General features: G+C 42.9%; 18 protein-coding genes. 14 read left to right on the forward strand and 4 right to left on the reverse strand.

Annotation, left to right across the window (positions count from 1 at the left end; genetic code table 11):
• The first annotated feature begins 2 nt into the window (after positions 1–2).
• Positions 3–686, forward strand: a complete 684-nt coding sequence (locus tag J8Z23_RS17215; RefSeq protein ID WP_054867620.1) for an ATP-dependent zinc protease family protein — start codon at positions 3–5, stop codon at positions 684–686.
• Between the two features lie 113 nt (positions 687–799).
• On the opposite strand, the gene J8Z23_RS17220 is transcribed toward J8Z23_RS17215, so the two are convergent.
• Both J8Z23_RS17220 and J8Z23_RS17225 read right to left on the reverse strand, forming a co-directional pair.
• A complete protein-coding gene (locus J8Z23_RS17220; RefSeq protein WP_005394515.1) occupies positions 800–1,336 on the reverse strand; it encodes a hypothetical protein in 537 nt (178 codons plus the stop codon).
• A 153-nt stretch (positions 1,337–1,489) separates the two neighbouring features.
• On the reverse strand, positions 1,490–1,864 hold the full coding sequence (locus J8Z23_RS17225; protein WP_085343791.1) for a YgiW/YdeI family stress tolerance OB fold protein: 375 nt from the start codon (positions 1,862–1,864) through the stop codon (positions 1,490–1,492).
• 155 nt (positions 1,865–2,019) lie between these two features.
• Here J8Z23_RS17225 and J8Z23_RS17230 point away from each other — a divergent pair, with 155 nt between their 5' ends.
• The 4 genes from J8Z23_RS17230 to modC all read left to right on the forward strand — a co-directional run bounded on the left by J8Z23_RS17230 (position 2,020) and on the right by modC (position 6,116).
• Positions 2,020–3,471: a cobyric acid synthase gene (locus J8Z23_RS17230; RefSeq protein ID WP_074190172.1), complete on the forward strand. Its 1,452-nt coding sequence runs from the start codon at positions 2,020–2,022 to the stop codon at positions 3,469–3,471.
• A gap of 69 nt (positions 3,472–3,540) precedes the next feature.
• Positions 3,541–4,296, forward strand: a complete 756-nt coding sequence (gene modA, locus J8Z23_RS17235; RefSeq protein ID WP_301659102.1) for a molybdate ABC transporter substrate-binding protein — start codon at positions 3,541–3,543, stop codon at positions 4,294–4,296.
• Positions 4,297–4,323: 27 nt separating this feature from the next.
• A complete protein-coding gene (gene modB, locus J8Z23_RS17240) occupies positions 4,324–5,010 on the forward strand; it encodes a molybdate ABC transporter permease subunit (RefSeq protein ID WP_005394498.1) in 687 nt (228 codons plus the stop codon).
• Entirely contained in the window at positions 5,010–6,116 is a 1,107-nt protein-coding gene (gene modC / locus J8Z23_RS17245; protein WP_104970716.1) for a molybdenum ABC transporter ATP-binding protein ModC, read from the forward strand. The genes modB and modC overlap by 1 nt, the downstream gene beginning before the upstream one ends.
• Before the next feature lie 71 nt (positions 6,117–6,187).
• On the opposite strand, the gene J8Z23_RS17250 is transcribed toward modC, so the two are convergent.
• On the reverse strand, positions 6,188–6,625 hold the full coding sequence (locus J8Z23_RS17250) for a DUF3069 domain-containing protein (protein WP_005394495.1): 438 nt from the start codon (positions 6,623–6,625) through the stop codon (positions 6,188–6,190).
• A gap of 273 nt (positions 6,626–6,898) precedes the next feature.
• Between J8Z23_RS17250 and J8Z23_RS17255 the strand changes: the two genes are divergently transcribed.
• Both J8Z23_RS17255 and J8Z23_RS17260 read left to right on the forward strand, forming a co-directional pair.
• Complete coding sequence (locus tag J8Z23_RS17255; protein ID WP_046875455.1) at positions 6,899–7,858, forward strand: GGDEF domain-containing response regulator; 960 nt, start codon at positions 6,899–6,901, stop codon at positions 7,856–7,858.
• Positions 7,855–8,847 (forward strand): Solitary outer membrane autotransporter beta-barrel domain, encoded by a 993-nt coding sequence (locus tag J8Z23_RS17260; RefSeq protein WP_047009190.1) that lies wholly within the window; start codon positions 7,855–7,857, stop codon positions 8,845–8,847. The genes J8Z23_RS17255 and J8Z23_RS17260 overlap by 4 nt, the downstream gene beginning before the upstream one ends.
• A gap of 24 nt (positions 8,848–8,871) precedes the next feature.
• On the opposite strand, the gene J8Z23_RS17265 is transcribed toward J8Z23_RS17260, so the two are convergent.
• Positions 8,872–10,110, reverse strand: a complete 1,239-nt coding sequence (locus tag J8Z23_RS17265; protein WP_048625059.1) for a GGDEF domain-containing protein — start codon at positions 10,108–10,110, stop codon at positions 8,872–8,874.
• A 254-nt stretch (positions 10,111–10,364) separates the two neighbouring features.
• Here J8Z23_RS17265 and J8Z23_RS17270 point away from each other — a divergent pair, with 254 nt between their 5' ends.
• From J8Z23_RS17270 to J8Z23_RS17300, 7 genes are all read left to right on the forward strand, one after another.
• Entirely contained in the window at positions 10,365–10,733 is a 369-nt protein-coding gene (locus J8Z23_RS17270) for a late competence development ComFB family protein (protein WP_048625058.1), read from the forward strand.
• A 41-nt stretch (positions 10,734–10,774) separates the two neighbouring features.
• Positions 10,775–11,056: an HlyU family transcriptional regulator gene (locus tag J8Z23_RS17275; RefSeq protein WP_005394488.1), complete on the forward strand. Its 282-nt coding sequence runs from the start codon at positions 10,775–10,777 to the stop codon at positions 11,054–11,056.
• A gap of 435 nt (positions 11,057–11,491) precedes the next feature.
• Positions 11,492–13,048 (forward strand): Re/Si-specific NAD(P)(+) transhydrogenase subunit alpha, encoded by a 1,557-nt coding sequence (locus J8Z23_RS17280; protein WP_005394487.1) that lies wholly within the window; start codon positions 11,492–11,494, stop codon positions 13,046–13,048.
• 8 nt (positions 13,049–13,056) lie between these two features.
• Positions 13,057–14,433 carry a Re/Si-specific NAD(P)(+) transhydrogenase subunit beta gene (gene pntB / locus J8Z23_RS17285; protein ID WP_005394484.1) on the forward strand — a complete coding sequence of 459 codons (1,377 nt, stop codon included), beginning with the start codon at positions 13,057–13,059 and terminating at the stop codon, positions 14,431–14,433.
• 155 nt (positions 14,434–14,588) lie between these two features.
• Entirely contained in the window at positions 14,589–16,043 is a 1,455-nt protein-coding gene (vxrA, locus tag J8Z23_RS17290) for a sensor histidine kinase VxrA (protein ID WP_005394482.1), read from the forward strand.
• Entirely contained in the window at positions 16,018–16,680 is a 663-nt protein-coding gene (vxrB, locus tag J8Z23_RS17295) for a response regulator transcription factor VxrB (RefSeq protein WP_005394480.1), read from the forward strand. Before vxrA ends, vxrB begins: the two co-directional genes overlap by 26 nt.
• Positions 16,681–16,686: 6 nt before the next feature.
• Positions 16,687–17,568, forward strand: coding sequence for a DUF2861 family protein (locus J8Z23_RS17300; RefSeq protein ID WP_005394478.1), 882 nt, complete (start codon positions 16,687–16,689; stop codon positions 17,566–17,568).
• Positions 17,569–17,606: the final 38 nt, after the last annotated feature.

A 17,606-nucleotide genomic window follows, 5' to 3' on the forward strand; every position in this document is an offset into this window, starting at 1 on the left:
GGATGAAAAACTGGAAACTGATTCTGCCGCTTATGATGAGCGGCAGTTTAATTGCTTGTACGTCAACTCAAACGACGCAGGAACCTGTTGAGCCTGAGTCGCCGAAGGTCGAAGAACCTGTCAAAGTAGAGCCAGAAGTGAAACCAGAGGTTGATCCAACGCCTGAGGTTGAGCCTAAGCCTGAAGTAAAACCTGAGAAAAAGCCCGAGCCAAAACCGACAAAACCAGCCAAAGTGACAAAGACACCAGACGGCATGTTGATTCTTGGTTCTGAAGAGTGGGTTTACGTTCCTGAAATTGATCAAACCTTCAAAGCTAGGGTTGATACAGGGGCGACAACATCATCAATTAGCGCGACAGACATTGTTCCGTTTGAGCGTGATGGTAAAGATTGGGTTCAGTTTAAGATCGACTTGGGCGATAAAGAAACTAAAGAGTTTAAAGTACCTGTAGAGCGCTGGGCTAAAATCAAGCAGTCATCGTCAGAAGAGGTGGATAAACGAGCGGTAGTAAAAGCGTATATTACCGTCGGTGACCACAAAGAAAAGACAGAGTTTACGTTAGCTGAGCGTGGGCATATGAAGTTTCCAATTTTACTTGGTCGAAGCTTTTTTAGAGATATCGCCGTTGTGGATGTATCGAAAAAGTATGTCCAAGATAAACCTAAAAAATCCGGCAAAAATTAAAGCCTTGTTACTAGTTCCTGCTAACAATCGGTACTTAACAAAAATGGCCTCCGAAACCGGAGGCCATTTTTATTGAATCACACACTTATTAATGCAACTGCTTAGTTACTTAATTAAAATGCAAAACGAGCAGACATCACAATTTGTTGGCCATAGACACCATTATTTTTGAAATCCGCGCCAAGTGATAGTTGCTGAGTAGAGTGGAATCTTGCGCCAAAATTATAAACGGTATTGGAATCGTCGTTATCCATTATTTGACCGATACGGGCATGTAGCTCAACATTTTGCATGAACCAAATACGAGTACCAATATTCACCTCAGTGCGCCACTCGTCACCCACTTTATCACTGCCGTTTTCTTTAATGTTGTGTACTAACATTTGGCCATAAATATCTGCAAATTGGCCTGCTGGGCCGTTAAAGCCAATACCACCAGCAATGTCCCAGTCTCCGCTGAATTCACTGTCTGCGCGAGCAATGAAGTGGGTGTTTTCCGTAAAGTAGGTATTGAACTCGCCACCAAATGTACCAGGGCTAGTGCCCATGCGAAATTCCATCGTGTTGTAGTTGAAATTATTTGCATGTGCGGAAAGTGGCAAAACAGCGCACAAACCAAAGGCTGCAACCTTTAGAGCTTTACCTAGCATGGTGTCTCCGGGCAAGATGATTAAAATGAACAAAAAAATGGTCTGCAAAAAGCAGACCAAGATTGATAAAGCTATCATTTTAAGTGCTTGCCGTCACCATTTAGCTGTAATGGTCACCACATCATGCTGATATCCAAAGCCATCGGGGTTGTTTTACATGATCACCAGTTGCTCGACTTCAATTTCTGGCTTATTTCCGCCTTCAAATTCGCCAAACAGACGGACTTTAGTCGTGTGATCAATCGGAGTGTTTAGCTGAATATCGTCATCGAATTCCACCATCACTTCACCGGAACCGTCGCTAAAGACAAACTTATCCGCGCGAACTTGACGTAATAAGTTACCTTCAACGACTACATCTTTTTCAGTAAACATATTGGAGTCGTTTAGCAAGGCGTCCAATTTTTCCACAGTGACAGGACCATTAAACTGCAAGTTTGATTGGTTTTGAGCGTGATCTTTCGCGAACGCGATAGAAGGAGCAATAACTAAGGCGGCGATTGTTGCGATAATTGTATTCTTTTTCATGTTACATCCTCATCGGTTTGTTTTGATGGGTTCATTAAAACAGAGCTTGTTTGAACCAATGATGATTTCAACATTCATATTCTATTCATTTGCTTGAGTAAGTGGGGACGATGACGTTATGATTGTTCATCTTCCTCTATTCTTTACAAATGTTCATGAAATCAGCGATCCCATCTTTAATGGTTCAAGGCACCACTTCGGATGCCGGAAAAAGTGTCCTTGTGGCAGGTTTATGCCGTGTATTAGCGAGAAAAGGGATAAACGTTGCCCCATTTAAGCCACAAAACATGGCACTAAATAGTGCGGTAACCAAAGATGGCGGTGAAATAGGTCGAGCTCAGGCAGTTCAGGCACAGGCGTGTAATATTGAGCCAACCGTGCATATGAATCCGGTTTTGATTAAACCTAACAGTGATACAGGTGCTCAGATCATTTTGCAGGGCAAGGCGCTTTCAAATATGGATGCGGCTGGCTTTCATGATTACAAGAAAGTTGCGATGGATACGGTGTTAGATTCCTTCTCTCGTCTGACTCAAGAATTTGATTCGATCATGATCGAGGGTGCAGGGAGTCCTGCTGAAATCAATTTACGTGAAGGCGATATCGCGAACATGGGTTTTGCGGAGGCCGCTGATGTTCCGGTGATCATTGTTGCTGATATTGATCGTGGTGGTGTATTTGCGCATTTGTACGGAACACTCGCGTTACTTTCTGAATCTGAACAAGCGCGAGTAAAAGGATTTGTTATCAACCGTTTTCGAGGTGATATTCGTTTATTGCAATCGGGCCTCGACTGGCTAGAAGAAAAAACAGGCAAACCTGTACTCGGCGTGCTTCCTTTTCTTCATGGTTTGAATTTAGAAGCAGAAGACGCGATCACCGCGCAGCAAGAGTTGCACTCTGAGGTAAAACTGAATGTCGTTGTGCCTGTTTTAACCCGGATTAGTAATCATACTGATTTTGATGTGTTGCGATTGAATCCCGACATCAATCTACGTTATGTAGGCAAAGGCGAGAAAATAGATAAAGCCGACCTTGTTATTTTGCCTGGGACCAAATCAGTTAGAGACGACTTAGAGTATCTAAGAAGCCAAGGGTGGGATAAAGATATCTTACGTCATATTCGTCTTGGTGGAAAAGTGATTGGTATCTGCGGTGGCTACCAGATGCTTGGAAGCTTGATTGATGATCCAAATGGCGTCGAAGGCCAGCCGGGTCAAAGCGAAGGGCTTGGCTTACTAGACATCACCACGACGCTAACTAACAGCAAACAGCTTACAAATACGCAAGCACAGCTTTCTCTTAATGGCAAAACAGCCAATGTAAAGGGTTATGAAATCCACGTAGGACAAAGTGAAGTGCAGGGCATTCAACCTCTTACATTGAGTACTGGTGAAGCAGAGGGGGCTATCAGCAAGTGTGGCCAAATCATGGGAACCTACCTTCACGGGTTCTTTGATGAGGCAGATGTCTTAAGCCTGGTGTCAGAGTGGGTAAACGGCACTCAAATCAAACAACAAGACTTTGAAGAGTTAAAGGAACAAGGAATTAATCGTATTGCAGATGCGATAGAACAACATATGAACCTTGATTTTTTGTTTAAATAGCACATTAACTGATTGAACTTTCAACCCAAATAACCAGTTCTTTCGCTTGCCTTGTATTGGAGTTTCTCTATGAAAGCATGGAAAACGCATGCTTGCCTCGCGGCAATATTAAGCATTTCATTTTCAGCTAACGCAGCTACGGACCTCAAAGTGTATGCGGCGTCTTCAATGACGAATGCGATCGACGAAATCACACAAAACTTTGAAGAAAAGTATGACGTTTCTATCACTCCCGTTTATGGTGGTTCTTCTTCTATCGCTCGACAAATTATCAACGGCGCACCAGCGGATATATTTATTTCTGCGAATACAAAATGGATGGATTATTTGGTCGATAAAGACGTTATTTCTCGTGACAATGTCACAAGCTTGGTGCGCAATAGCTTAGTGTTGATTGCGCCTCAGTCTTCAGAATTAACCTCATTTAACTTCTCTGATGCAACAGCATGGGAAAAGGCATTGCATGGAAATCGCCTTGCGTTAGGCAATCCGACGTCAGTGCCTGCTGGTATGTACGCGAAAGAATCACTGACTACACTGGGTGTATGGAAAGAGATTCAAAATCAAATCGCACCAGCAAAGAATGTGCGCCTAGCTTTGGCGTTGGTTGAACGTGGGGAAGCACCTTTAGGCGTGGTCTACAAAACCGATGCGCAGTTAACCGACAAAGTCAAAATTGTCGGTGAATTTACGAGTGATACGCATGCGGCTATTGTTTATCCGGCTGCGGTTGTGAATGATTCTACTGAGTCTGAGCAGTTCTTCCAGTACCTAAAATCGGACGAAGCCGCACGCGTTTTTGCTCAATATGGCTTTCAGCAATAAACCGGCTTTCAATCATAGGGACGAAGCGTGACAGAACTGGAATACCAAGCCTTAATGTTAAGCCTCAAAGTGGGCGCGTACGCAGTACTTTGGCTCATTCCTCTCGGCGTTTTTCTTGCTTGGCTACTTTCTCGAAAAACGTTCTTCGGTAAATCGATTCTAGATAGCTTAATTCATTTACCACTGGTATTGCCGCCGGTGGTTATCGGCTATTTGTTGTTGATTTCTCTTGGGCGGCAAGGGTTTCTTGGCAAGTGGCTCTATGAACATGTAGGGCTAGTCTTTAGCTTTAATTGGAAAGGAGCAGTAGTCGCTTGTATTGTGGTGGCCTTGCCTTTGATGGTTCGGTCTGTGCGGTTAAGTTTAGAGAACGTTGACCCTAAACTGGAACATGCCGCGTCAACGTTAGGCGCTTCTCCTTTAAAAGTTTTTCTCACCATTACGTTACCACTGACCATTCCCGGAATTATTACTGGGACGATGCTGTCCTTTGCTCGTAGTCTTGGTGAATTCGGGGCGACGATCAGTTTCGTCTCTAACATTCCGGGAGAAACCCAAACGATTCCACTGGCAATGTACAACTTTATTGAAACGCCAGGCGCGGAAATGCAGGCGGCTCGCCTATGTATCATTTCTATCGCGCTAGCTTTGTCTACATTAATGATCTCTGAATGGCTAAATCGCAAAGCGGCAAGTCGGTTGGGTGCAAAGTAATGACGATTAAAGTTCAATTTAAACAAATGCTTGGTGATACTGATTTCGATATCAAACTTGAGTTACCTTGTAACGGAATTAGCGCTTTGTTTGGGCGATCTGGTGCGGGAAAAACCACGTTAATTAATATTATCAGCGGATTAGTTGCACCAAAACAGGGACATGTTGCGATTGGTGATCACGTTTTGTTTGATAGTGAAAAGGGGATCAACTTACCAACACACAAGCGCGGTATTGGTTACGTGTTTCAGGATTCACGTTTATTTCCTCACTATTCGGTTCAAGGCAATTTGTTGTATGGCGTTAAAGAAAAAGATGACGAGTACTTTGATGCAGTCACCGAACTCTTGTCTATCAAACCGTTACTAAAGCGCTTCCCGATCTCACTGTCTGGTGGTGAAAAGCAACGTGTTGCGATTGCGCGCGCATTACTATCAAAACCCAACTTGCTTTTGATGGATGAACCACTTGCGTCGCTTGATATGCCGAGAAAACGTGAGGTGATGCCATTTCTGGAGGAATTGTCGGATAAGGTTAATATTCCGATTATCTATGTCACGCATAGCCTGCAGGAGATCTTAAGACTCGCTCAACACCTCGCTATTATCGATCAAGGTAAAATTACGAGTTCAGGTAAGCTTGAAGAAGTGTGGGCTTCTCATGCGATGCGTCCATGGCAGTCTTTCTCGGATCAAAGCAGCTTATTTGAAGGCCGAATTGCTGAACATCATGAGCGTTATGCGCTGACTTGTGTCAGCCTTGCACCTAATGCATCACTATGGGTGCAAAAGATTGATGGTGAGCCAGAGACGCCAATTCGCTTACAAGTGCGTGCCAACGACGTTTCTATTACGCTAGAGCAACCTAAGGCGACTTCTATTCGAAATATCCTGCCTGCGACGGTCGATTCAATCGAGGTGTTTAACGCGGCTGATGATAAACAGAGTATTAATGTATCGCTAAAGCTAGATGAGGGATGTTATTTGTGGGCAACGATAACACCTTGGGCGCTTGATGATCTCGACTTAAAGGCAGGTGATAGTGTATTCGCACAAATTAAAGGTGTCAGTGTCACGCAAAAAGACGTGGCGTTAGCGCCGCATTAATCGTTTAAAGCTACGCACGCTTAATGATCAAAAAAGGCCGCAAACGCGGCCTTTATTTTGTCGGAAAAACGTTATTTTGCGAACACTTCTTTGAATTCGCGTTTAAGAAGTGGGTCGCGACGTGCTTTCTTAAGTTGCTTAACCATGTCTTTCACGCAGTTGTGAAGCACATTATCAAGTAATTGAGCGCGGTATTCTTCTTTATCTTCATCTGTCATGTTTTCTGGCAGATTAAGAGTAGGGAATTCTTCCATCACGTTGATACCAGCAAATGCTTGGCCAACAGAAACTAGAGCATGAAATTGCTCGAAGTTATCTAGAATGTTCTGAGCACTTGCAGGCATTTCGTCCCAAGACTCACGCACTGCTTCTTCAGACACTTCATGGATAGAGGTAACCATTTCGAACATTTGCTCTGGAACTTCGTCAAACTCAATAACTTTACGTAGTTCAGGAGAAATGGTTGCTAGATCGATTTTTTTGCTTTCGCTGTTAGTTGCTTCTGACATGGTGTGTCTCTCATTACAAAAAGGCGGGAATATTAATACCAAATGCATCAAATAGCTATACCCATGTGTCCGTAAGATGACCAGAACACGTGAGTTTATTGAACTAACGTTCGTTGGTCATGTTTTGGTAGGGCAATTCTCAGTGTAATCGTTATAGACAATTGATTCCGTGATATTTAAACAAAAATATAGCACTTAATTATGAGTCGAATGCAACAACTCTATGAGTATGGTATATGTTTAATAAAGACAAAATAAGAAATGGAACGCGTTATGCAACCGACAGGGACATCAATGCGAATCCTCCTGGTTGACGATGTTCAGCTAGACAGGATGCAGTTGGCTATTCGTCTTAAGCAACTTGGACATATTGTAAAAGCGGTGGGGAGTGGGCTAGAAGCACTAAACACCTACGAGAGTTTTGATCCTGAACTGGTATTACTCGATATATCGATGCCAGATATGAACGGTTTTGAAGTCTCTCTTCATATCAGAGAAACCTTTCCCGACTGGATCCCAATAATTTTCCTGAGCAGTCACGAAGAGCCAGAAATGATTGCAAAAGCCATAGAGGCCGGCGGTGATGATTATTTAATTAAACCCGTAGATAAACTCGTACTGAACTCTAAGCTTATCGCAATGCAGCGTATTGCCCATATGAGACGAGAGCTTAAACAAGCGACAGCTCAATTGGAGAAAGTGAATCAACTTTTGACCCAGCAAGCGAATGAAGATGGCTTAACCAAACTCTATAACCGTCGTTATATCGATCATAAGTTAGAATCGATGGTTGCATGGCATGGCCGTCACAACATGCCAATGGCTTTGATTTTATTAGACGTCGATTTTTTCAAACCGTTTAATGATAATTACGGTCATATAGAAGGAGATCGTTGCTTGCAAGCCATTGCGAACCAACTTAAAGCAACATTTTGTCGCTCTGGTGAATACGTAGGGCGTTATGGCGGAGAAGAGTTTGTGGTGTTACTGGGTTGCACAGACGCCCAAACCGCAGAAAGAGAAGCAGAACGTATACAAGAGGCCATGTATTTTCTGGATTACCCACATGAGTATTCTAGTGTGTCTAATAGGGTGACAGTGTCACAAGGTGTTTTTGTTTTTCAACCAACGGGAAAAGAGCTGCAGTCTGATTTGTATGCGACGGTGGATAGAGCGTTGTATACCTCAAAATCTTTAGGAAGAAATACACATACGGTGGTAAATGCAAGTTGAAACAAGCTGTTATCAATAGTTACGCCTTAGCTACACTGTCACTTTTTTCATTATGTTCTAAGGCTAATTCGATTCAAGATCAGATACAAAAAGAGTATGAAAGGAATTTTGCTATTGGGATCGTTCTGTCAGATAGCGATGTCTTTACGGTAGGATTTCATGATTTCGATCCGAACGAATATTTCAACATAGATAACGAAGACATTGGTACTCAAGATTCGGTTGATCTCAGAAAGAAGATCGCTGTATCAACGCTACCATTTAGTTTTGATTTGTTTGAACAAGAGGGAATACAAACTCACTACCTATTAAATGGCCGAGTTTATGCCTTAAGTACAGAGCAAGATGTGTATGTAGACCAAAAAGGACAGATTCCAGATAAAAGTAAAGAGTTAGTCATGGGCGGATATATTGAGTTTGCTGGAGAAAAACACCTCACAGACAAACTAACGCTTAGTGGCGCAATCGGCTCACACTTAATGTACTATCAAAACGATTATAGTTATCGTAGTAATGCACTGAATGACCTAAAACCATTTCTAGAAGGTGTATACCTAAACACCAGTGCTTGGGCCGTTGTTGGAGAAGTCAACACAAAGCTCAAATACCTAGAGCATGAATCGTGGGGGAAATGGTACCTCTGGTCGGCTCCTCACTATTTTTATGGCACTGGCTGGGGTAAAGCAAATAATGGTGATATTGGCAATCCGGAAGGCTGGTATTGGGTCAATGGAATAAAGGTGTTTTATGATTTTACCCACATCGGAGATACTGTGCAGTCAGTGTATTCGAGCTTCAATCGAGTTGATATTGGTGGTGATACAAGAAAACCCATGAATACTGTACACTACTACGAAGCCAGTGTTGGATGGTTAATGACACCACCATTTGACTCCGATTGGATAGATAATATCGGGATCGGATTAACGATCAATTATGGCAGTGCGTTAAAAGGAGGAAGCTTAGTCTTGTTCTTTAATCAAGATTAGTCAACTAACTTTCGTTCAGGGGTATTAATGAAGCCTCACGCAATTGCGTCCAGCTTTTTTCGCTTTGTAAAGCGCTTCGTCCGCTAACTTAATCACGTCCTGAGGTGCTTGCCCGTTTTTGCTGTCGGCCGCTCCGAAACTTGCGGTAACAAAGACCGACTTTCTCCTCGAACTGTCGTTACCACGCTTTTTTTGACCTTGTTTATGGTTATCAGGGCGGGATTCTTCATCACGTAAAATCATCTCATACTCTGCAATGGATTTACGTGCTTCTTCTAAAAACTCTTTACACTCATCTGCGTACTTGCCTTTAAAGACGATGGTAAATTCTTCTCCGCCAAATCGATATACTTTTGCGCCACCGGGAGTTTTAGTTAGACGCGAAGCGACCATTTTTAATACGTCATCACCCGTATCGTGACCGTAGGTATCGTTAAACTTTTTAAAGTGGTCAACATCAAGCATTGCGATCGTGAACTTTTTGCCCATGTGTTTTAAGTCAAGGTCGAGTGCGCGCCTACTCGGGATCCGCGTTAAGCTATCTGTGAAAGCCAATTGATGGCTGGCAGAGGCAGCATAAATAATGATAAGCAATCCCGTTAGGGTAAACATGGTGCTAGATATGTATTGCACATCAAAGAAAATGAACGTCGCGGACGCCAGCACCATTGCAGAGTAGGTCATCGCATGGATGATTTCATTCTTCTTTAAAACAAGAATTCCGAGGAAGCAGACAATACCCACACAATATAAAACTAGAATAAAAGGCAGTTTAGAAACCGTAGGTACGATAAATAAAATGCCGCTTGTCCATTGTTCAAACCCACCTTCAACGTAATACGCTAACGTAAGGTAAGACCAAAGAACGAACATCGTTAACATCAAGAGGTAAGTAAACATGGCTCTTGAGTCGAAACCGTCTTTACTAAACAAAAATACCGCAAGAAAAGAAACAGGAAGTAGCGTGGCTAAAATGGTCAACTCAAGTAAGGCTGTACCACTTTGAAGTGGGACTTGTAGCCTGTGCTGTATCACGAAATAGGCCAGTAACATCGCTAAGCACACCATTGACTCCCGACCTTGCTTAAATGAATAGCAAAGGAGCAGTGCACAGCCTAACAGTATGTACGGCAAATTTGCGGCAATACCCCAGTTTGACTGAGTCATCTGAATGATGTTGTTCATGCTCGAACTCACTAATCCCAGCAACATAAATGGGAAAAGGAATCGAAAGCCTGATGAAGTCATTGATGATGAGGACATCTATTACAAATTGCCTGAAAATAGTTGATTATATAATTGGTTAGGTTAAGCGTTTCATCAATATAGATATTAATCTGCTATCGATTTTCATGCTTCGAGAACTAGCAAGAATACGTCTATTTGCTCATTTTCCCAAGTATTTTGGGAGACATTACGACAAAAAGAGAGAGATTGATTAAATTAAGAGCAATCAATAAGTTGTTATAAACAAGTCGTTGCTATACTTGTTTTCATAGAACAAGGGAGATTTGCCAATGCAGATAAGTTCAGATGTGCATAACTACATGGAAACACTTGTTGGACAAGTGCTCAGTTTGCCTCAGTTTGTAGAGCAGTATAACAACGAGCAGCTCGCAGATATTGCGTGCCTTGCACTTATTCAGCTTAAACCTGTCTATATTCGTCATGATATTGATTTTCTATCTTCGCTTCCGGAACAAAAGCTCACCCAATTTAAGCAAAGTGCAGATATCGCGGTGAAAAACGCGGCAGAAATGGTGAAAGAAGACCGGCGTAAAAACCGAGATCATGATGTACCTGTAATTTTTACCCATACCAGTTATGATGAAGACAAAGAATTGGACTGGTATGAAAAACCAATCCTCAATGTCAATATTAAGTGATACAAGCTTAATCTATCGATGAGCTTACCCAAGGAGGAACCGTGGGATTTTTTTCGCGTTTGTTTGGTGGTAGTGAAAAAACTGCTGAAGTAAAAACTGTGGAACCAGTTGAGTACAAAGGTTTCCTTATTTACCAAGAGAGCCTTTCAGAGGGTGGGCAATACCGCATTGCCGGTCGAATAGAAAAGCAATACGACGATGAAGTGAAAACTCATCGATTTATTCGTTCAGATTTGCTCGGCTCGGAACAAGATGCCAATGAACTTATGTTGAAGAAATCTCAAATGTTTATCGATCAAATGGGCGATAAAATCTTCGACTAACAATTCACCGCAACTTGATTCCAATCATCTTAAAAAGAGCCATTAGTGTATATGCTGATGGCTCTTTCTTTTTTAGAGCTTAAATGTTTGTTAAGTCAGCATTTAATTATGATCTGGTTAGACCTCAGTCTAGTAAGGCATGGCGTTGTTATTTTTCGTGCTCAGAGCGACAATCATTCATTACTTAGCGTTATATGTAATGAAATTTAGTATTTAAATTACAAAACACTTGAAGTAATGAGACGCGTTCGATACAAACAGAATAATAACAGGGCTGTTAGTCAAGGTGTTATTGTGCAAATGGGTGGCCCCAAACACCATCTTTCGTTTGCAATTGTCTTGCGTGGTAAACAGATAGAAATAAAAAAGAGTTAGAGTAGAGCGACGCTCTGTTTTGGGACTAATTTATTGATATGTATACAAGGAGTATGCGTTTTGCAAATCGGTGTACCTAAAGAGATACTTGCGGGTGAATCGCGAGTAGCTGCATCGCCGAAGTCGGTTGAGCAGTTAATAAAGTTGGGATTCGATATCGCGATTGAATCCCAAGCGGGGGTGCTTGCGAGTTTCGATGATGCTGCTTATGAAGCTGCTGGTGCGAAAATCGTTTCTAGTGAAGAAGTTTGGGCATCTGGTCTTATTCTAAAAGTTAATGCGCCAATCGTAGATGAAGAACAAGGCATTGACGAAATCGCACTACTACAAGATGGTGCAACACTTGTTAGCTTTATTTGGCCTGCTCAAAACGCAGAGTTGATGGAACAACTTTCAAGTAAGAACATTAACGTTCTTGCCATGGATTCTGTTCCTCGTATCTCTCGTGCACAAGCCTTAGACGCGCTCTCTTCGATGGCTAACATCGCTGGGTATCGTGCGGTTGTTGAAGCAGCTCATGAGTTTGGTCGTTTCTTTACAGGTCAAATCACGGCTGCCGGTAAAGTACCACCAGCGAAAGTATTGGTCGCTGGTGCGGGTGTGGCTGGTTTGGCTGCAATCGGTGCTGCGGGTAGCCTAGGGGCTATTGTTCGTGCATTTGACGTTCGCCCAGAAGTAAAAGAACAAGTTGAGTCCATGGGAGCAGAGTTCCTGACCGTGGATTTCCAAGAAGACTCTGGTTCTGGTGACGGCTACGCAAAAGAAATGTCCGATGACTTCAACAAAAAAGCGGCAGAGTTATACGCAGAGCAAGCTAAAGATGTTGATATCATTATTACGACCGCGCTCATCCCTGGTAAACCTGCGCCGAAGTTGATCACCAAAGAAATGGTCGACAGCATGAAAGCGGGCAGTGTAATTGTTGACTTGGCAGCCGCTAATGGCGGTAACTGTGAATACACAGTGAAAGACCAAGTTATCATGACAGATAATGGCGTAAAAATTGTTGGTTACACTGACATGGTCGGCCGTTTGCCAACGCAATCTTCTCAACTTTACGCGACAAACCTTGTTAACCTTCTAAAACTGCTGTGTAAAGAAAAAGACGGTAACATCAATATTGATTTCGAAGATGTTGTTATCCGTGGTGTCACCGTGGTTAAAGAAGGTGAAATTACATGGCCTGCGCCACCAATCCAGGTTTCAGCGCAGCCGCAAGTGAAACAAGAGCAACCTGCGAAACCAGAGCCTAAAGTAGAAGAACCTACCTCTCCAACGAAGAAAATTATTGGTGTAGCCGCGGCAGTAGGTGCTTTTGCTTGGATTGCATCGGTTGCGCCGGCAGCGTTCCTTTCTCACTTTACTGTATTTGTTTTAGCTTGTGTTGTCGGCTACTACGTGGTTTGGAATGTTACCCATGCACTTCATACTCCGCTGATGTCGGTAACGAATGCTATCTCCGGCATTATTGTGGTTGGTGCATTACTGCAAATTGGGCAAGGTAATGGGGTCGTTTCATTCCTATCCTTTATTGCTGTATTGATCGCCAGCATCAATATCTTCGGTGGTTTCACCGTCACCAAGCGTATGCTTGAAATGTTCCGCAAAGATAAATAGGAGTTACAATGTCTGCAGGATTAGTACAAGCAGCTTACATTGTTGCTGCATTATTTTTCATCATGAGTTTGGCGGGGCTTTCAAAGCAAGAGTCCGCTCGTAATGGTAACTACTATGGTATCGCAGGTATGACGATCGCGCTGATCGCGACGATCTTCAGCCCTGATGCTCAAGGCTTTGGGTGGATCATTATTGCGATGGCGATAGGTGGGGCGATCGGTATTTTCTATGCGAAGAAAGTAGAAATGACCGAAATGCCAGAACTGGTTGCGATACTGCACAGCTTTGTAGGTTTAGCTGCGGTTTTAGTTGGCTACAACAGTTACCTTGATGCGCCAGAAGCAGCAACTCATGCTGAACATGTTATCCACCTTGTAGAAGTATTCTTGGGTGTCTTCATTGGTGCCGTAACATTCACGGGTTCAATTGTTGCATTTGGTAAGTTACGTGGTGTGATTTCTTCTTCGCCGCTTAACCTTCCCCACAAGCACAAAATGAACCTTGCAGCGGTTGTGATTTCTACGCTTCTTATGATCTACTTCGTAAAAGCAGATGGCAGCATGTTCGCTCTGATTGTGATGACACTGATTGCGTTCGCGTTCGGTTACCACTTAGTTGCTTCAATTGGTGGTGCTGATATGCCAGTTGTCGTTTCAATGCTGAACTCATATTCAGGTTGGGCAGCAGCAGCAGCAGGTTTCATGCTCGCAAATGATCTATTAATCGTAACAGGTGCGTTGGTTGGTTCTTCAGGTGCGATTCTTTCTTACATCATGTGTAAAGCCATGAACCGTTCGTTTATCAGTGTTATTGCTGGTGGCTTTGGTCAAGAGATTGTAATTTCAGGTGACGAAGAGCAGGGCGAACATCGCGAAACAACGGCAGAAGAAGTCGCTGAAATGCTGAAGAACTCAAAATCAGTAATCATCACTCCAGGATACGGTATGGCTGTAGCGCAAGCGCAGTATCCAGTGCATGAAATTACTGACGTACTTCGTTCAAAAGGTATTGAGGTTCGCTTTGGTATTCACCCAGTAGCAGGTCGTCTTCCGGGACATATGAACGTGTTACTTGCTGAAGCGAAAGTACCGTATGATATCGTTCTTGAAATGGATGAAATCAATGATGACTTCGCTGAAACCGATACCGTACTGGTTATCGGCGCTAACGATACGGTAAACCCAGCAGCTCTTGAAGATCCGAACAGCCCGATTGCTGGTATGCCTGTACTGGAGGTTTGGAACGCGAAAAATGTAGTGGTATTCAAGCGTTCAATGAATACTGGTTACGCAGGTGTACAGAACCCACTGTTCTTCAAAGAAAATACATCAATGCTATTTGGTGATGCGAAGGAAAGTGTTGAGTCTATTTTTAAAGCACTCTAACCATTCTTGATTTAAAACTATACAGGGTCAGCAATCGCTGGCCCTTTTTTGTTCCGTTTCAATGTTATAGTAATGCAAATCCTTCTGTTAGCAGATGTCAATTGCTTGTAGATTGATGTATAGTTTTGGCTAATGTAACAAGTGACGGTAACAGTTTGATTAAAAAGTTTTTGCTCGGTTTTGCAACTGTATTGCCGCTTTTTTCGGCACCTGCATTTTCCGATTCACTACCAGAAAGAATAGATACGTTTACAGAGCTATTTAATTATGAAGTAGCTCTTAAATCGTATGATATTCGTATTCTGCAATCAAATTATCCTACCAAGTTACTTGCGCCAGATTCGCTTCTGCCGCAAACGTCTGACTATCCGTTAAAAGATATACAACAGCTTTACAGCTTAGCGAATACTTGTCGTGGTAAATTGCCACTAAGTCCTTTAATTACTGAGCCGTTAGTATTTACAAGAGCTATCTGTAAAGGGACGCAACTTACACCACGTTGGTTCTCGCGTAGTGGCCTCATTCACCCTGGTGGTGGGACTTATGCTGCACGCTATGTGGATAAGTATCCAGAACTCAAACCCAAGCTTGCTCAATACATGCATATTAAAGAGCGTGACAATGAGGAAGGGGATGAGTTGTTAGAAAGCTTGAAAAACATGGACGACGACGCCATTAATGCTTTGATTGCAGGCGCGAGCATGTTTATCGAAGGTAACGAACTTTGGTTACGACGTGGTGACCGTTACTTTGTTTTCGAGAAAGATATCTGGGAAGAAAACGTCGCTAATGCGGGTTTATCGTACGCTCTAGCGTCTCAAAGCAAAAGTTGCTTTGTTAAACGAGGCAATATTTGTTGGGATGTAGAAGATCACTCACAAGTTTTGCGGATCAGTATGATCATACTGGTAATCGCAAACATTCTTCTAGTGATTGGTTGGGCTGTATACCGCTGGAATAGTAAGCGAGAAGAGCTCCGTAGTAGAATGCTTGTGTTGCAAATTTTAACGCATGAGCTCAGAACACCGATTGCATCTCTATCACTGACGGTTGAGGGCTTTCGCCGAGAGTTCGAGCACCTACCTGAAAGCGTATATGACGAGTTTCGCAGATTGTGTGAAGATACACGTCGTTTGCGTCAATTGGCAGAAGCGAGTAAAGATTATTTGCAATCTGATAACCAAATGCTTGCAACAGACTGGGTTCCGTCTGTCGCAGACTGGTTAGAATTTAAGATCGAAGAAGAATTTGATAGTGCCGTGCTTTTCAACATCAATGAAGATGTGGCTGCTAAAGTTAATGTGTACTGGTTAGGAACTTGTATCGATAACTTGCTTCGTAATGCGCTTAAGTACGGTATTGCACCAGTTGAATTGGATGTTTCAACTAGTGAAGAAAAAATAGTATTCCAAGTCCGAGATGCTGGTGGCCTAACGGCTAAAGATTGGGCAAATTTGAAGAAACCGTTCGTCAGTAAGAGCGGGTTAGGACTTGGGTTAACAATCGTTGAATCTATGGTAGGCCGCATGGGCGGAAAAATGTCCCTGATGGGACCACCTACAACCTTTATATTGGAGATACCTTGTGAAACAGACACTGCTTCTCGTTGAGGACGATAAAAACTTGGCTGATGGCCTGTTAGTAAGCCTGGAACAAGCAGGATATGAGTGTTTACATGTGGAACGTATTGCAGACGTAGAACCACAATGGAAAAAAGCTGACTTGGTTATTCTCGATCGCCAACTCCCAGATGGTGACTCTGTACAATGTCTCCCAGAATGGAAACAGATTAAAGACGTACCAGTTATCTTGCTAACGGCACTTGTTACCGTAAAAGATAAAGTTGCAGGCCTTGATTCCGGCGCGAACGACTACTTAACGAAGCCTTTTGCTGAAGCGGAACTCTTTGCGAGAATCCGTGCACAGCTACGAGCACCGGATTCAGCAGAGCAAAGCAGCGCTGATAAAGTGATCACAAAAGACTTAGAAATTGATCGTTCAACTCGTGAAGTTACCTATAAAGATGAGCTAATTACGTTAACTCGTACAGAGTTTGATCTACTGCTATTTTTAGCGTCGAACTTAGGTCGCGTGTTTACTCGTGATGAGCTACTTGACCACGTTTGGGGTTATAATCACTTCCCAACAACACGTACTGTGGATACGCACGTATTGCAGCTTCGTCAAAAACTGCCCGGACTGGAAATTGAAACACTTCGCGGTGTTGGCTACAAGATGAAAGCATAAGTCATAATGAAAACACTACTCCCCGTAGTTCTCTCATTAGCGTTAGTGAAACCAGTCCATGCAATGGACTGGTTTCAAACCAACACGCCTTTAACGCAGGCACATCAACACTTACTTGAAGATGATCTTGCCGGTATGTTCAACTCTCTTGTTGAACTGTGGCAAACGGAACCAAGCAAAGATTTGACTCCTCATCTCAATGATCTTCTTGGTCAGTCACTATCTAAAAACTGTGGCAAGTCTCTCACTGGTGTAACGCTGCCTGAATGGATAAGTGGCGTGAACGTTATTCGTCAGACCATCCAAAGCCCTGGGCGAGATACATTTAGGTTAGTGATCAAGCTAAGAGCTACAACTGACATCGAAAATATTTCATTTAATAGATGGGTGGATGATTCTATATCCGCAGACAGTTCATTCAGTTATGAAGAACAGCCGAGCGGTACGGAATTAGCCAATGAGCGTAGTTATTCGAAACGCTATAACCTCACGGGTAAGCTTGAAGCAGGCTTGTATCACTTAACTATTGTTTCTAAAGATAAACAAGAGTATCGAACTTGGGTAATATTAGGAGATTCCAATTCTTCGCAATATGTTCGTTGGACATCTAAAGAGAATTGGAAAGTAGAAAAGAGCGCACTTCGTAATCCCCATTGTCCATTACCGCAACTTGAGGTTGGTTTATATGACTACATTGATGGTCAATACGAGCAAATGTGGAAAAAGACGTACGAGTCTAACTATCCCAATTCACTAGAGCTTGCGGGCGTCCCAAATGATAGATACGTGCTAGCAGTGAGTATCAACAGTCGTCGTTGGCAGGGCGATATAATTGTTGAGCAAGCTCAAACTATTAGCCGAACCTATGATCTTTCCCAAGAAGAATAGTTAAAGAAATACCATTTGTGCCGATAAAGTTTCAGGAA

The sequence above is a fragment of the Vibrio sp. SCSIO 43086 genome (assembly GCF_051132235.1).
Taxonomy (GTDB): Bacteria; Pseudomonadota; Gammaproteobacteria; order Enterobacterales; family Vibrionaceae; genus Vibrio; species Vibrio diabolicus.

What these genes read in the sequence shown, in the direction of transcription:
- J8Z23_RS17215 (WP_054867620.1), top strand. Translation starts at nt 3, where the DNA reads ATGAAAAACTGGAAACTGATTCTGCCGCTTATGATGAGCGGCAGTTTA.
- J8Z23_RS17220 (WP_005394515.1), bottom strand. Translation starts at nt 1,336, where the DNA reads ATGCTAGGTAAAGCTCTAAAGGTTGCAGCCTTTGGTTTGTGCGCTGTT.
- J8Z23_RS17225 (WP_085343791.1), bottom strand. Translation starts at nt 1,864, where the DNA reads ATGAAAAAGAATACAATTATCGCAACAATCGCCGCCTTAGTTATTGCT.
- J8Z23_RS17230 (WP_074190172.1), top strand. Translation starts at nt 2,020, where the DNA reads ATGAAATCAGCGATCCCATCTTTAATGGTTCAAGGCACCACTTCGGAT.
- modA (WP_301659102.1), top strand. Translation starts at nt 3,541, where the DNA reads ATGAAAGCATGGAAAACGCATGCTTGCCTCGCGGCAATATTAAGCATT.
- modC (WP_104970716.1), top strand. Translation starts at nt 5,010, where the DNA reads ATGACGATTAAAGTTCAATTTAAACAAATGCTTGGTGATACTGATTTC.
- J8Z23_RS17250 (WP_005394495.1), bottom strand. Translation starts at nt 6,625, where the DNA reads ATGTCAGAAGCAACTAACAGCGAAAGCAAAAAAATCGATCTAGCAACC.
- J8Z23_RS17255 (WP_046875455.1), top strand. Translation starts at nt 6,899, where the DNA reads ATGCAACCGACAGGGACATCAATGCGAATCCTCCTGGTTGACGATGTT.
- J8Z23_RS17265 (WP_048625059.1), bottom strand. Translation starts at nt 10,110, where the DNA reads ATGTCCTCATCATCAATGACTTCATCAGGCTTTCGATTCCTTTTCCCA.
- J8Z23_RS17270 (WP_048625058.1), top strand. Translation starts at nt 10,365, where the DNA reads ATGCAGATAAGTTCAGATGTGCATAACTACATGGAAACACTTGTTGGA.
- pntB (WP_005394484.1), top strand. Translation starts at nt 13,057, where the DNA reads ATGTCTGCAGGATTAGTACAAGCAGCTTACATTGTTGCTGCATTATTT.
- J8Z23_RS17300 (WP_005394478.1), top strand. Translation starts at nt 16,687, where the DNA reads ATGAAAACACTACTCCCCGTAGTTCTCTCATTAGCGTTAGTGAAACCA.